General features: G+C 30.4%; 19 protein-coding genes. 6 read left to right on the top strand and 13 right to left on the bottom strand.

Translation table 11 applies throughout. The features are described from left to right. The first annotated feature begins 48 nt into the window (after positions 1–48). Positions 49–1,335: an O-acetylhomoserine aminocarboxypropyltransferase/cysteine synthase family protein gene (locus tag ACMC9J_RS08450; RefSeq protein WP_427003222.1), complete on the top strand. Its 1,287-nt coding sequence runs from the start codon at positions 49–51 to the stop codon at positions 1,333–1,335. A 17-nt stretch (positions 1,336–1,352) separates the two neighbouring features. Here ACMC9J_RS08450 and metX read toward each other — a convergent pair whose 3' ends face one another. Together metX and rnc are read right to left on the bottom strand one after the other, a co-directional pair. After that, complete coding sequence (gene metX / locus ACMC9J_RS08445; protein WP_427003221.1) at positions 1,353–2,828, bottom strand: homoserine O-acetyltransferase MetX; 1,476 nt, start codon at positions 2,826–2,828, stop codon at positions 1,353–1,355. Between the two features lie 9 nt (positions 2,829–2,837). Continuing rightward, on the bottom strand, positions 2,838–3,509 hold the full coding sequence (rnc, locus tag ACMC9J_RS08440; protein WP_019264106.1) for a ribonuclease III: 672 nt from the start codon (positions 3,507–3,509) through the stop codon (positions 2,838–2,840). Between the two features lie 181 nt (positions 3,510–3,690). Between rnc and ACMC9J_RS08435 the strand changes: the two genes are divergently transcribed. Next, positions 3,691–4,041, top strand: a complete 351-nt coding sequence (locus ACMC9J_RS08435; RefSeq protein ID WP_019264107.1) for a hypothetical protein — start codon at positions 3,691–3,693, stop codon at positions 4,039–4,041. On the opposite strand, the gene ACMC9J_RS08430 is transcribed toward ACMC9J_RS08435, so the two are convergent. From ACMC9J_RS08430 to ACMC9J_RS08400, 7 genes are all read right to left on the bottom strand, one after another. Further along, a complete protein-coding gene (locus ACMC9J_RS08430; protein WP_427003645.1) occupies positions 4,038–4,358 on the bottom strand; it encodes an EFR1 family ferrodoxin in 321 nt (106 codons plus the stop codon). The two genes, ACMC9J_RS08435 and ACMC9J_RS08430, sit on opposite strands and share 4 nt — an antisense overlap. 166 nt (positions 4,359–4,524) lie before the next feature. Beyond that, positions 4,525–4,797 (bottom strand): hypothetical protein, encoded by a 273-nt coding sequence (locus tag ACMC9J_RS08425; protein ID WP_427003220.1) that lies wholly within the window; start codon positions 4,795–4,797, stop codon positions 4,525–4,527. A 1-nt stretch (position 4,798) separates the two neighbouring features. After that, the gene (locus ACMC9J_RS08420; RefSeq protein ID WP_019267528.1) at positions 4,799–5,191 is read right to left on the bottom strand and encodes a hypothetical protein; all 393 of its coding nucleotides are present in this window, start codon (positions 5,189–5,191) and stop codon (positions 4,799–4,801) included. A 12-nt stretch (positions 5,192–5,203) separates the two neighbouring features. Further along, on the bottom strand, positions 5,204–5,614 hold the full coding sequence (locus ACMC9J_RS08415; RefSeq protein WP_019264111.1) for a hypothetical protein: 411 nt from the start codon (positions 5,612–5,614) through the stop codon (positions 5,204–5,206). Between the two features lie 258 nt (positions 5,615–5,872). Further along, positions 5,873–6,835, bottom strand: coding sequence for a DUF4041 domain-containing protein (locus tag ACMC9J_RS08410; RefSeq protein WP_427003219.1), 963 nt, complete (start codon positions 6,833–6,835; stop codon positions 5,873–5,875). Between the two features lie 141 nt (positions 6,836–6,976). Continuing rightward, positions 6,977–7,165, bottom strand: coding sequence for a 50S ribosomal protein L37e (locus ACMC9J_RS08405; RefSeq protein ID WP_004034195.1), 189 nt, complete (start codon positions 7,163–7,165; stop codon positions 6,977–6,979). 58 nt (positions 7,166–7,223) lie between these two features. Then, positions 7,224–7,454 carry an LSm family protein gene (locus ACMC9J_RS08400; RefSeq protein WP_004034197.1) on the bottom strand — a complete coding sequence of 77 codons (231 nt, stop codon included), beginning with the start codon at positions 7,452–7,454 and terminating at the stop codon, positions 7,224–7,226. Between the two features lie 349 nt (positions 7,455–7,803). Here ACMC9J_RS08400 and ACMC9J_RS08395 point away from each other — a divergent pair, with 349 nt between their 5' ends. Both ACMC9J_RS08395 and arfB read left to right on the top strand, forming a co-directional pair. After that, positions 7,804–8,286, top strand: a complete 483-nt coding sequence (locus tag ACMC9J_RS08395; RefSeq protein WP_019264113.1) for an RNA-binding protein — start codon at positions 7,804–7,806, stop codon at positions 8,284–8,286. Between the two features lie 13 nt (positions 8,287–8,299). Continuing rightward, positions 8,300–8,992: a 2-amino-5-formylamino-6-ribosylaminopyrimidin-4(3H)-one 5'-monophosphate deformylase gene (gene arfB / locus ACMC9J_RS08390; RefSeq protein WP_427003218.1), complete on the top strand. Its 693-nt coding sequence runs from the start codon at positions 8,300–8,302 to the stop codon at positions 8,990–8,992. A 22-nt stretch (positions 8,993–9,014) separates the two neighbouring features. Here the strand turns inward: arfB and ACMC9J_RS08385 are convergent, their stop codons facing one another. Beyond that, positions 9,015–9,380 (bottom strand): hypothetical protein, encoded by a 366-nt coding sequence (locus ACMC9J_RS08385; RefSeq protein ID WP_019264115.1) that lies wholly within the window; start codon positions 9,378–9,380, stop codon positions 9,015–9,017. A 71-nt stretch (positions 9,381–9,451) separates the two neighbouring features. Between ACMC9J_RS08385 and ACMC9J_RS08380 the strand changes: the two genes are divergently transcribed. After that, complete coding sequence (locus ACMC9J_RS08380) at positions 9,452–10,054, top strand: YigZ family protein (RefSeq protein WP_250416328.1); 603 nt, start codon at positions 9,452–9,454, stop codon at positions 10,052–10,054. An 11-nt stretch (positions 10,055–10,065) separates the two neighbouring features. Here the strand turns inward: ACMC9J_RS08380 and ACMC9J_RS08375 are convergent, their stop codons facing one another. From ACMC9J_RS08375 to ACMC9J_RS08365, 3 genes are all read right to left on the bottom strand, one after another. Beyond that, positions 10,066–10,185: a rubredoxin gene (locus ACMC9J_RS08375; RefSeq protein WP_004034206.1), complete on the bottom strand. Its 120-nt coding sequence runs from the start codon at positions 10,183–10,185 to the stop codon at positions 10,066–10,068. A 47-nt stretch (positions 10,186–10,232) separates the two neighbouring features. Next, positions 10,233–10,391 (bottom strand): rubredoxin, encoded by a 159-nt coding sequence (locus tag ACMC9J_RS08370; RefSeq protein WP_019264117.1) that lies wholly within the window; start codon positions 10,389–10,391, stop codon positions 10,233–10,235. Positions 10,392–10,502: 111 nt separating this feature from the next. After that, positions 10,503–11,117: an acyltransferase gene (locus ACMC9J_RS08365; protein ID WP_019264118.1), complete on the bottom strand. Its 615-nt coding sequence runs from the start codon at positions 11,115–11,117 to the stop codon at positions 10,503–10,505. A 109-nt stretch (positions 11,118–11,226) separates the two neighbouring features. On the opposite strand from ACMC9J_RS08365, the gene ACMC9J_RS08360 reads away from it, so the two are divergent. Continuing rightward, positions 11,227–12,258, top strand: coding sequence for a 7-cyano-7-deazaguanine synthase (locus ACMC9J_RS08360; protein WP_019264119.1), 1,032 nt, complete (start codon positions 11,227–11,229; stop codon positions 12,256–12,258). The last annotated feature ends 6 nt before the right edge of the window (positions 12,259–12,264 follow it).

The following is a 12,264-nucleotide window of genomic DNA, read 5'->3' as shown; positions in this document are numbered from 1 at the left end:
TAACTAATTATAATAAATGATTAACAAAAATAAAAGTTGAGGAATAACATGAATAATCAAAAAAAATACAAACAGAGAACTCTAGAAGTTCATGCAGGTGAAGAAGTAGACCCTGTTACAGGAGCCAGAGCTACACCTATATACCATACCAGCTCATATGCTTTTGAAAGTGCTGAAAAAGCTAAAAAATTATATGCTCTTGAAGAAGAAGGTTATTTATACACCAGAATATCAAATCCGACATTAGATGTTTTGGAAAAAAGAGTAGCTGCCATTGAAGGAGGTGTTGGAGCTCTTTCACAGTCAACAGGTATGAGTGCAATTTTACTTGCTATTTTAAATATAGCTAACTCAGGAGATGAAATTGTAGCATCAAATAACCTTTATGGAGGTACATTTACTTTATTCAAAAACACTATGCCTAATTGGGGAATTAAAGTAAATTTTGTACCTACTCATGATCTGGAAGCTTATGAAAATGCAATTAATGAAAATACCAAAGCAATTTACTGTGAATCCATCGGTAATCCAAAATTAGACATTCCTGATTTTGAAGAAATAGCTAAAATAGCTCATAAGCATGATTTGCCTTTGATTGTTGATAATACTTCAGCTATTACAATGATCAGGCCTTTGGAACATGGTGCAGATATTGTTGTTCATTCTGCCACTAAATTCTTATCAGGAACTGGAACCAGCATGGGTGGAGTTATTGTTGATGGAGGTACTTTCAATTGGGCAAATGGTAAATTCCCACAGTTTACCACACCTGATCCTGCATATCACGGTTTAATTTATAGTGAAGCTTTTGGAAATAAAGCCTACATCACCAAAGCCCGTGTGCATTTAATGAAAGATTTAGGTACTGTTTTAAGTCCGATTAATGCATTTTTAATCCTGCAAAGTATTGAATCTCTCTCCTTAAGAGTTAACCAGCACTGTAAAAATGCTTTAGAAATAGCTAAGTTTTTACAAAATCATGAAGCTGTTTCCTGGGTTAATTATCCTGGTCTTGAAGATAATGAAAACCATGAAATGGCTGAAAAATACTTAAACGGCAATTATGGTGGAATTGTTGGTTTTGGAATTAAAGGTGGCTTGGAAGAAGGTAAGAAGTTTATTGAAAGTGTTGAGCTTTTAAGTCATGTAGCTAATATTGGTGATGCAAAATCTTTAGTTATTCATCCGGCCAGTACCACTCATTCCAATATGACCGAAAAAGAACAGCTTGAAGGGGGAATTACACCCGACTTTATCAGAATGTCTGTAGGTATTGAAGATGCTGAAGATTTGATAGCTGATATTGACCAGGCATTAAAAAAAGCAGTTAGCTAGAAAGGATTTTTACCTTTCTACCTATATTCTGATACTAAATGACTTATTTGATCAGTAGAAATAATTCCTTTTAGTTTGAAATCATCATCTACAACTGGAAGACATGAAATATCCAATTTTCTCATTCTACGTGCTGTTGATTCAATAGAGTCATCTGCATGACAGAATTTAACTGTTTTTGTCATTATTTCCTTTAAATCATTTGAATTTGTAGCTATTGCTTTAGACAAATCCCAGCTGGTTACTATTCCAATCAGTTTTTTATCAGTTGTAACTACTGGAATATGAGTAACATTACGGTTAAACATTAATTTTGCAGCTTCTTCTATTTGTGCCTGTTCTGTGATTGTAGCTACATCTGTAAGCATTAAATCTTCAACTATATTATCTGACAGGAATTTGGATAAAATATAGTTAAGCTGTCCTTTTTCAAGTAAAAATGCATCATGACCGTAATTAGATTTAAGTTCTGAAAAGCTTACTTCAACATCATTTGCACTAAGAGCAGTCAGAATTTCTGTTCCCTGTTCAACAGGATATAACCAGTCTGAATCTACTGAAATAATTTCAACTTTTGCTTTAACATCTTTAAAACCATCAATTAAGGAGTTGTTTTGGGCAAGATCAAATAAATCTACTGCTTTTGTAATATATAAATAGCTATTTGCATCAAAACGTTTTACAAAGCTTGCTCCCTGATGATGAAGATAACTTTCAACCTGAAAATCCATTGATAAATCATATGTAATTTCATCCTTATCCTGCAAATCCCTACCAAATTTAAGATACATTGATTCATCACTTAAATAAGTAATATGAGCTATCATACGAGCTACTGACAGTCCCTCTTTTGGAATTTTACCTGTTCCGTAATAATTTCCACCATTCCAGTTTGGATCACCTACTATTGACTGGCGACCTACTTCATTAAATGCTATTTGCTGTGGTGAAGATCTTGCTGTTGTAGCTATTGCAACTGCTTTTTTCATCATTTCAGGATATGAAACAAGCCATTGCAAGGTTTGCATTCCTCCCATTGAACCTCCAACAACTGCAGATAACTTGTCAATTCCAAATGCATCAATCAATCTTTTTTGAACCTTAACCATGTCTTTTATTGTAATAACCGGAAAATCCAGACCGTATTCTTTACCCGTTTTTGGATTAATTGATAATGGACCTGTTGTTCCTTTACATCCACCTAATACATTAGAACAAATTATAAAGTACTTTTCACTGTCCAAAGCTTTTCCAGGGCCTATTACTATTTCCCACCATCCCGGTTTTTTATCTCCTTCATGCCATCCTGCTGCATGTGCATCTCCAGATAATGCATGACATATTAAAATTGCATTATCCTTTTCTTTGTTAAGTTCACCATAAGTTTCATAAGCTACTGTGATGTTATCAAGAGTCTTTCCACTTTCTAGTTCAATTGGCTCTTCAATATTATAATACTTTGTTTGAACAACTCCAACTGATTCTTTTTTCATTTAAAACACCTAATATTTCTGTATTTTCAATTTTTTCATAGCCTGTTTTGAAGCAGCCTGTTCAGCTTCTTTTTTATTTTTACCTTTACCAACACCCATTTCCTTTCCATCAATCAATATAGATATTATAAATGTTTTATTATGAGGCACACCACACTCATCAAGTATTTTATATTCAATATCCACTTCCTGAGCGTCACCGTATTCTTTTATTACTGATTTATAATCAAAGAAAAATACTTTTTTTGCATCAATATATGGAAATATTATTTTTGAAATATAATTTTTTGCAAATTCTATACCCTGATCCAAAAATATTGCTCCTAAAAATGATTCAAAAACATCTGCAGTAATTGACAAAACCTCATTTTCAGTTATTTTGCTGTCATCACCATATATTTTGATATGCTTATCCAAACCTAATTCATGGGAATAATAAATTAATGCTGCCTGACAAACATAATTTGCTCGCAGTTTAGTTAATTTACCTTCTTCATAATCAGGATATTGTTTATATAAATATTCTGAAACAATCATATTCAAAACAGAATCTCCTAAAAACTCTAATCTTTCATATGTATAATCCAAACCGTGTTTTGTTCCGTAAGACCCATGAGTAAATGCAACATCATAGAGATGTTTATCCTTTGGGACTATGTTAAATTTTTCTAATAAATTCATAATAAGACCGGATTTCTTTAAATATGTTAATAAATTTTGTTTTTAGGTTTATATAAATATATAGTTGTAAAAAGAAGTATATATAACTATTGTTATAAAAAAATATTATTTTTCAAATGCTCTTCCTTTCTTTTTATAATGCAAAAATAACCAATATTAGAAATAACAGGATTTGGTAATTATGAAATTAAATTGGTTCGAAGAAATAAAAAGAATTGACCCTGATATAAAATTTAGAGCACAGGGCGGATGGTTAAAAACTGTTGAAAAACTAGATAAAACAGTAAAAAACGGATATTCACTTGTTGGAGACTTTGTAAAAGCAGGAGACTTTGAAGAAGAATATGATGAAGGATTATACCTTGATTGCAATAAAGAAGGAACTACTAAAAAATCTCAGCAGGACTACAGACTATTCCGTTTCAAAGATGGGAAAGTAAGACTCCTGGATATGGTAATTGACGGTTCACAGGGATGGGCTACAGAGTTATGGGATGCTGTAGAAGATGAAGTTCCAAGTGTAATCGATTAATCCAGAGAATATATATGTGGATTTAAGTACTGTCCATGATTTTTGGTTCTATTATCATATTGAATTGCAAAGTTGGGACACAGATGAAGGTACCTCAAACACATAACACACTCATTTTTAATCCATACTGGTTTTTTCATCTGTAATTCAATAGCATCAACTGGACAGTTGTTTTTACATAATCCACATCCACTACATTTTTCATCAATATGCAAATGACCGGTTTTTCTGCTGGATTTGCTGATTTTTCTAAAAATATCACAGGCAAATTTAGGTAACTTTCTTTTAACAAAATCCCCCTGATTTTTACTTGCAATTTTAGAAATTACATCTTCAATCAGCCTATAAGAATTTAAAGTCTTTTTATTAATTTATATCTTTATCTGATAAATTAAAAACCGGCGCCCATGTATCAACCATTAGAATGCTGAATTTAGCAGATACATTAAACCCTTTAGATTCAATTAAATCAGCAAGATATCCTCAGCAGTACCCGGGACTTGTTCCAAAAGTAGCAATTAAAAAAATGTAAGGATTTTTATCTTCAGATATTATATTAATCTTTGATAAAAACCCTTCAACAAATGTGGGAAGGCCCCAAAAGTGAGTATGAACTACAATACCTAAAGACTCGTCTTTTTCCAAATAAACAGAATCATTATATCCAATCATGGATTTTGCAATATCTCGTGTTTTACTAGCTATTCTATTTGCAACATATTTGCAGTTTCCAGTTGCAGAATAATAAATTATCATATTATTTGGATTTCTGAGCTACTTTAGGTACAAACTTGGAAGACCTTTTAGGAATAGCATATTCATCTTTTTTAGGACATTTATACTCTTCCAAAAGTATTATTTTATGGTCAATATTTTTGCTGAAATTCTTTTGACCTCCTTCAATAATGCCTCTGAAATTTACACCAATGCTTCCAGTCCCACCAATATTAAATTTTATTTTTTCAGAAGGGGCAAAATCTTCAAAAAACCTTTCAAGTTCAACCATTTCATAAATTGGAGCTTGATAACTAACGGCCATTAATTTGTTTTGTCCCTCTCTGATTTTAACATATTTCTGTTCAATCTGCAGTTTTTCACCAGAACGAACTTTAGTCATTGTTATATAAGGGCTTATCTCGTTATCATCCATCTTTTACACCTATTATTTTATATGATGAAACACGCAATTATCGCAGGTAGGCTCTTCATAAGTATCTTTAGGGATATTAATAGCCGGGTCTACCATGACAGTTATTGAAAATGTTTCCTCAGGATTATGTGTTACATTTTTAGAAATCGGCAACATTCCCCTGTAATTTACAGGAATATAGCCAGTTTGACTAATATTGTAATAAATTCTTTCACCGGAAGTTAAGGAATCAAAAAATTCATTAACATCCTTCAATTGTTTAGGGTTTATAGTAAATGTTATACCCATTAAATGATCTTGCCTTTGTTTAATCTTTACATATTTAACATTAGCTGCCAATACTTCCTGATTATCTGTTACAAAGGTTACATATTCATCCAAGTTTATGTTTTCTTTTTTAACAATCTCTTTTAATTGAGTCATAATTAAAAACCCCCTATGAAATTTAATGAAATAACTTATTCCATTGCATGATGTTATTACATAACTTATTTATAAATGTAACTATTTTTTAGGTACACAAAAATTATGGCCAGATTCCTGAAAAATTGCAGATTAAATTAAAAATTTCCTCAATTGTTTCTACAGGCAGTAAATCAAAGATATTTTTAGGTAAGTGTTTTTTATCAAAGTTCAATAAACATTTTTCACAGACATATCGCTCAATTGCAATTCCGTCATCTAACCTTCTGTTTTTACATTGATACCATCATCTTTAGTTAATCCCCTGATTAGAAATTTAAAAGACTTGCCGTCAATCAGCTCCAAAGTTAAATTATGATATGGCTCATCATATGTAAAATTATCATCAACTTCACTGGCTTTTAATTTAAAATCAGAAACCAGATTTAATTCCTGAATCTTTAAATCAAGATATTTTTTAGATAATGCAATGTTAAATACTCTATGTAATCCATTTATATAATCAAAAGATTTTTCCAATCTTTTTATAGAATTTAATCTATTTAAATAATTCACATTGCTAATAATCATTTCTGATTCAATATTGAAATTTCTAATCATTAGCTTTACAATAGAAGAATAAAATATATTGCCAGTTAATGAATGTCCCCTGATTTCCTTATTTTTATTAATTACAGTAGCTTGATTATCAAAAACTAATTCCTTCTGTTTTTTACGAATTAAATTTAATTTATCTTTAAAATCTCCATAGTTTTTCGAAACATATTCCGGATCATAAAACCCTAACTTTTGAGCATCAAGTGCATAATTAACCTGAACCAGTTCTTCCTGTTTTGCCCTTAATTCCTGAGAAATCTTATTTACCTCTCTTCGCTTTCCTTCTGCAGTAAAATCAGAAAATTTATATTTCATATCCGGCCAGTTTTCAATTTCACTTAATTCCTGTTTAACAGCAACAGTATTCAGATTATGAAATGGTATAACAATGTCAAATATTCCCTGAATATTTTCAGGAACATTAATCTCAACAATTTCAAATTCAGCAGCCACTCTCTGAAGTACATATTCATAAGCTGGAGATAAACTTATAACATTAACATCTTCAAAATTCATTATAACTCTGTCAAATTTATTTAAATTTTTAAAAAGATTTCTAATTAAATGGTCACTTTTTATTTCACTGCCTAATTCTTTTGCTATGAAAACTTCCCTTTCAGACATGCGTTAAATCCTAAAAATTATTTTGAAAATAAAAATTTTAATTAATAAAAAATAATCCAATAAAACGCTAAATAAGTTTTTATAAAAATAGAAAAATAGAATTGATGAAGATTAAATAAATAATCTTCCGATTTTACCAACTTAAACTAATCTTTTTCTAGTAGTTGGTTTTTTGTTTTGCCAGCTGTATCTTCTAATCCTTTTAGATTTACCGAATCCACAGGAAGCACAAACTTTTTTATGTATGTGGTAAGTGTTTCTTCCACATCTTCTGCATCTTATATGGGTTTTTTTATTCTTTTTACCCATTGATGGAGTACCTTTTGACACTGATACACCTCCTAATTAATCAGTTCGTTTATTACAAATATTAGAATTAAAATAGTACTTATGGTGAGATATAGACAATATTGTCTCCTCTAATGAGCACAACACCAAGTCTTCTAGTAACTTCTCCGTCTTGGAGTTCTTCTGCATCATTAAGAACTAAGTTCATATGTAAATCAAAACTTTTAAGTATTCCTCTAAATTCACGATCTCCTTTAAGTTTTATTAAAACAGGAGAGTTTACAGATTTGCCTAAAGCATCAAGTGGTCTTTGAACATTTTGTCCGCTCATTTTATCACCTTATATTACTATAATTTTTTATTGTATTTTATAATTTAAAAGCAATTGGAAATAATCACTTTCTTAAATATTAGACATAATATAATCAAGTTTAGATAAGACAAAACCTAATTAAAACTAATATTAAATTATATGCTTTTACTACTATATAAATGTTTAGTTTGATTTAAGCCCAAAAAATAATATAAATCACTAATTTAACCGTAATTTACACTATATAAGACATCTAAATTTATTTTAAACAAAGTCATTAAAAAATTTAACTGAATTCATAACCAAAGAATATAATAAATAAAAATCAGATAATACATCATATCAAAATTTAAGGTATGGAAAAAATATGACTATAAAAGTTAAAAAAAGAAACTTCCTGAAAAAAAAGAAAATTAAAGAAATTAAAAAAGAATTAGAAGAATATGGTGAACTGCTGCAAAATAAGAAAAATGTAGAAATACTTGAAGCCGAACCTGATTCATTTATTTTAGTTGATGGTGAACCTTACATCATATTAATTGATGAAAAGCCATTTCCAACCTTAAAAGCTGCACTGGCTAATGAAATCCATGGAAAAAAAGTAACAGTAGATATGGGTGCTATCCGTTTTGTAAGTAATGGTGCCGATATTATGAGTCCGGGAATTGTAGCTGCTGATGAAAACATCAATCCTGGAGACATTGTTTTAATTATTGATGAAACACATGGAAAACCATTAGCTATTGGAATAAGCTTAATTACTGGTGAAGAAATGGTTGAAAATGATTCTGGTAAAGCTATTGAAACAAAACATTATGTTGGAGACGACATTTGGAACTTTGAATTATAATTTGGTGATTTAAATGGCAGAATTAAGATACAGAGCAGGAAAAATTAAAAATCCCGGAGTTCATAAAATTGGAATAATAGCTCTTGGATCACACTTGGAAAATCATGGCCCGGCGTTACCTATAGATACTGATGCTAAAATCGGTGCTCACATTGCATTTCAGGCATCACTTGAAAGCGGAGCTAAATTTTTGGGAATAATATTTCCGGCTTATGAATTAGATGAAATAGACCATGGAATACATGTTTCTTTAGATGAATTAAAGGGAAATGTAATTAAAACTCTCAATTCTGCTAAAAAATATTTGGATATTGAAAAAGTAGTTATTGTAAATTCACATGGAGGAAATATTCCTTTAATGACTGAACTGTATGATATTGAAGATGAAACGGGTTTGACTATTATTTTTAATAATAAAATTATTTCAACAGAAGGCCCTCATGGAGGCAGCGGCGAGCTTTCAATGGCAAAGGTTTTAGGAATAATCAATGAAGCTGAAATTAAAAACCAGACAGATTTAAGTAAATATGAAGAAGTTGGTCTATATGGTTTCAAGCAAGCCCGTGAAAATGATCCTAACATTGAAGAAGGTGCAAGAGATGTTGAAGAAAATGGAGTTTATGTTGATGAAGTCTATGGAAAACAACTCTTTGATTTAGCTATTAACTCTGTTGTATTTGATGTTGAAAAACTTTTGGATTTTTAAAAAAAAAGAGAAATGAAATGAGTTAGTTATGCCCTTCATTTCCACCAGAACTAGAAGAACCCTCATCCGGATTTTCAGAAGGACTCCCATCTGGAAGCTGATCATGAGTACCTGAAGAAGAATCATGACTATATCCTGAATCATAACTTTGAGATGAACTAGCTCCTGAATCATCTGATGAAGAATAGCTATAATCATTTCCAGAATCATAAGATGATGAATCACTTACAGATGCATTATCTGTAATATTATCTGATGAATTTAATAGATCTGTTTCATTTGGTAAAATGTTTATTTCACCAGTCATAGCTCCAAAAACACTAGCTATGCAAAATGCCGCAACAGATATTACAAAAACTACCAATAATGTAGCAGGTTTACTTGACAAAATACCACCTTAATATTATAATTAATTAACTTAAATTATGTCTCCAAAAATATATAAAAGTATTTGATATTATGAAAACTATTGAAAAAGCTGTTCAAAGTGAAATAAATATTAAAAAATCCCAGTTTATCTGCTCTTTATTTCCAACTAAAACCAAAAAGGAAAGTAAGGAGATTATTCAAAAGTTAAATCAGCAATATCATGATGCTACCCATAACTGCACAGCATACATTACAAATGACGGTGAAGGTTATGATGACAACGGTGAACCAAGCGGAACTGCAGGCAAACCTATGATTAATGCTTTAAGGAAAAATGATTTGCATAATGTTACAGCAGTTGTTACAAGGTATTTCGGAGGAATTAAACTTGGAGCAGGAGGTTTAGTTCGTGCCTACAGCAAATCTGTTCTTGAAGCTATTGAAGCCAGCGAAATAATTGAAGTTGAATATTATGATGTTTATAATATTACATTTAATTATTCTGATTTAAAAGATATTGAAAGAGAAATCAGAAACAACAAGTTAACAATTATTCAAAAAGATTTCAGTGATAAAATTAGCTATGATTTAGTTTCCAAAAATAATAGAAATATAAAAGAAATATTTGAAAAATTCCACAATAAGATTAAGGTTAATTTTAAAAATAAGCAGGTTTTAAAAAAGATAAAATGAAGAATAAATAGTTATTGTTCTTCAAATTGGTCTTTTCCCACACCACAAAGAGGACATACCCAGTCATCAGGTAAGTCTTCAAAATCGTCGCCTTCATAAACATATCCACATACTTTACATACGTAAGCCATAATAACTCCTCCTTAAATTATTTAGAATCTATTTCTTTCGTCTAAACTTATAACTGTTTAAACAACGCTTTACCAGCACCACATCTTGGGCATTTAAAGTTATCAGGTAAATCTTCAAATTCAGTACCTGGTTCAATGCCTTTTTCTGGTATGCCTTTTTCACTGTCGTAAATATATCCGCATACACTACATTTCCATTTAGACATAATATCTCCTTTCTAAAATTTATTCCAATTTAAATTATTCAATTTAAACAATTATTTATGTTATTAAAACTACTATATAATCTTTTCGAAATTTGTTCGAAAATATACAAACTATAATTTGTTTGGAACTTTCAAATGATCAGGAAGAGGCTTGATTCTTGCAGGAGTTCCAATAGCTAAATAAAACGGAGGGACACTATGAATAACAATAGCACCAGCAGCAACAATAGATCCTTCACCAATCTCAACATTAGATAAAAATGTAGTATTACCACCAATAGAAGCTCCTCTTCTTATTTTTGGTCCCTGCAATTCATAATTAATTCTTACAGGATATTTATCATTAGTAAAACAAGCACAAGGTCCAATAAAAACATTGTCTTCAATTACTGAATTAGTAGGAATATAAACATTAGACTGAATGCTGACATCATTTCCAATTATAACATCACCTTCAATTACAGTATTTGTTCCAATTAAAACATCATCTCCAATGTTAGTATTTTCACGAATAACAACATTATGTCCTGTTCTGAAATTATCTCCAATTACAACATCATTATAGATAATTGAATTAGAACGAATTGTATGATTTCTTCCAATAACTGGAGGCCTGGAGTCCGGAGAATATTCTACACCAAATCTTATATTGTCCTCAGGTAGAAAAGTAGGTGTTTCTACATTTCTTACTCGATTATCACCCAATCCTCCTAAAAACTTAACCATTTTATCGCACCTTTATTTAATTTAAAAATATGATATCTATTAAACTATATTTAATAACATCTTAGTATATATTATTTACTAGATAATCAAGAAAAATATTGCAAATTTGGTGAAAAACTTGTATACTAAAGAAAAATTGCTAGAAGAAATAAATCAGGTAAGAAAAGAAATAGGTCATGAAGAACTTGAAATTCATATTAAAGACATTTATTACAACGAAAAAGAAAAGGAATTATGGATAATAACACAAGACCGACCAGACAAATCTGCAATTATTGGAAAAGGCGGATGGGTAGTTGGAAAACTAAAAGAAAAATTAAAAATAAACAGCATCCATGTAGAAAGTTACGGAGATTACCTAACTAAAGAATACAAACTTAAACTTTCCAAAAAAACTTTAGATAACTTTAGCTCTAATTTAACAGGAATCCAAAACCTGAAAAAAATTCTAAATACTAAATTAGAAAACATCTACAGCTTTGATTATAACAGCTATTTTAAAAACAATACATTTGAAGAATCTGAAAAAACAGAAGCAGTAGTTGCACTATCCGGTGGAGTTGACAGCAGCTTTTCATTAATTTTAGCAAAATACCTTGGATTTAACCCAATAGCTATTACAATTGATCCTGGAACTATCATTTTACCAAATCAATATAAAAGAAACATTAAAAAATTAACTGAAGAGTTAAATGTAGACCATGAATATATCAAAGCCGATTACAGTGAAATAATCCGAGAATCACTAAATGGAAGATTTCACCCCTGCGGAAGATGCTCCAAACATACTGAAGAGCTAATAAACCAATATGCAATAAACAATAATATTCCAATAGCCATATTTGGAGATATGCTCTCAACAGGAACACAATGTATAACCCTGCAAGAAAAAGACCTGTACCGCCTTAATTTACCTGCCAGTTTAGCTGTTGGAAAACAGGAAAACAAATCCCTGTCACAGCAATTTAATTTACAGTCATTTAGCGGATTTGGATGTCCTCTACTATATGAAGTCCATAAAAAATACCCATATTTAAAAAAATATTCTATTCAAAGAATATTAAGAGAAACAAGGTCTTCAGCTCTGGAAGTAGGGGAAGCTCTTGATTTAATCTGGAGTTTCTATAATACAAAAGATTAAATATGG

The sequence above is a fragment of the Methanobrevibacter intestini genome (genome assembly GCF_047402955.1).
GTDB classification, from domain to species: domain Archaea; phylum Methanobacteriota; class Methanobacteria; order Methanobacteriales; family Methanobacteriaceae; genus Methanocatella; species Methanocatella intestini.
This window is presented reverse-complemented; position numbering and strand designations above follow the sequence as displayed.

Bases quoted from the DNA above. Each gene is read 5' to 3' on its own strand.
- ACMC9J_RS08450 (WP_427003222.1), top strand. From the start codon at position 49: ATGAATAATCAAAAAAAATACAAACAGAGAACTCTAGAAGTTCATGCA.
- metX (WP_427003221.1), bottom strand. From the start codon at position 2,828: ATGAAAAAAGAATCAGTTGGAGTTGTTCAAACAAAGTATTATAATATT.
- rnc (WP_019264106.1), bottom strand. From the start codon at position 3,509: ATGAATTTATTAGAAAAATTTAACATAGTCCCAAAGGATAAACATCTC.
- ACMC9J_RS08435 (WP_019264107.1), top strand. From the start codon at position 3,691: ATGAAATTAAATTGGTTCGAAGAAATAAAAAGAATTGACCCTGATATA.
- ACMC9J_RS08425 (WP_427003220.1), bottom strand. From the start codon at position 4,797: ATGATAATTTATTATTCTGCAACTGGAAACTGCAAATATGTTGCAAAT.
- ACMC9J_RS08420 (WP_019267528.1), bottom strand. From the start codon at position 5,191: ATGGATGATAACGAGATAAGCCCTTATATAACAATGACTAAAGTTCGT.
- ACMC9J_RS08415 (WP_019264111.1), bottom strand. From the start codon at position 5,614: ATGACTCAATTAAAAGAGATTGTTAAAAAAGAAAACATAAACTTGGAT.
- ACMC9J_RS08410 (WP_427003219.1), bottom strand. From the start codon at position 6,835: ATGTCTGAAAGGGAAGTTTTCATAGCAAAAGAATTAGGCAGTGAAATA.
- ACMC9J_RS08400 (WP_004034197.1), bottom strand. From the start codon at position 7,454: ATGAGCGGACAAAATGTTCAAAGACCACTTGATGCTTTAGGCAAATCT.
- ACMC9J_RS08395 (WP_019264113.1), top strand. From the start codon at position 7,804: ATGACTATAAAAGTTAAAAAAAGAAACTTCCTGAAAAAAAAGAAAATT.
- arfB (WP_427003218.1), top strand. From the start codon at position 8,300: ATGGCAGAATTAAGATACAGAGCAGGAAAAATTAAAAATCCCGGAGTT.
- ACMC9J_RS08380 (WP_250416328.1), top strand. From the start codon at position 9,452: ATGAAAACTATTGAAAAAGCTGTTCAAAGTGAAATAAATATTAAAAAA.
- ACMC9J_RS08375 (WP_004034206.1), bottom strand. From the start codon at position 10,185: ATGGCTTACGTATGTAAAGTATGTGGATATGTTTATGAAGGCGACGAT.
- ACMC9J_RS08370 (WP_019264117.1), bottom strand. From the start codon at position 10,391: ATGTCTAAATGGAAATGTAGTGTATGCGGATATATTTACGACAGTGAA.
- ACMC9J_RS08365 (WP_019264118.1), bottom strand. From the start codon at position 11,117: ATGGTTAAGTTTTTAGGAGGATTGGGTGATAATCGAGTAAGAAATGTA.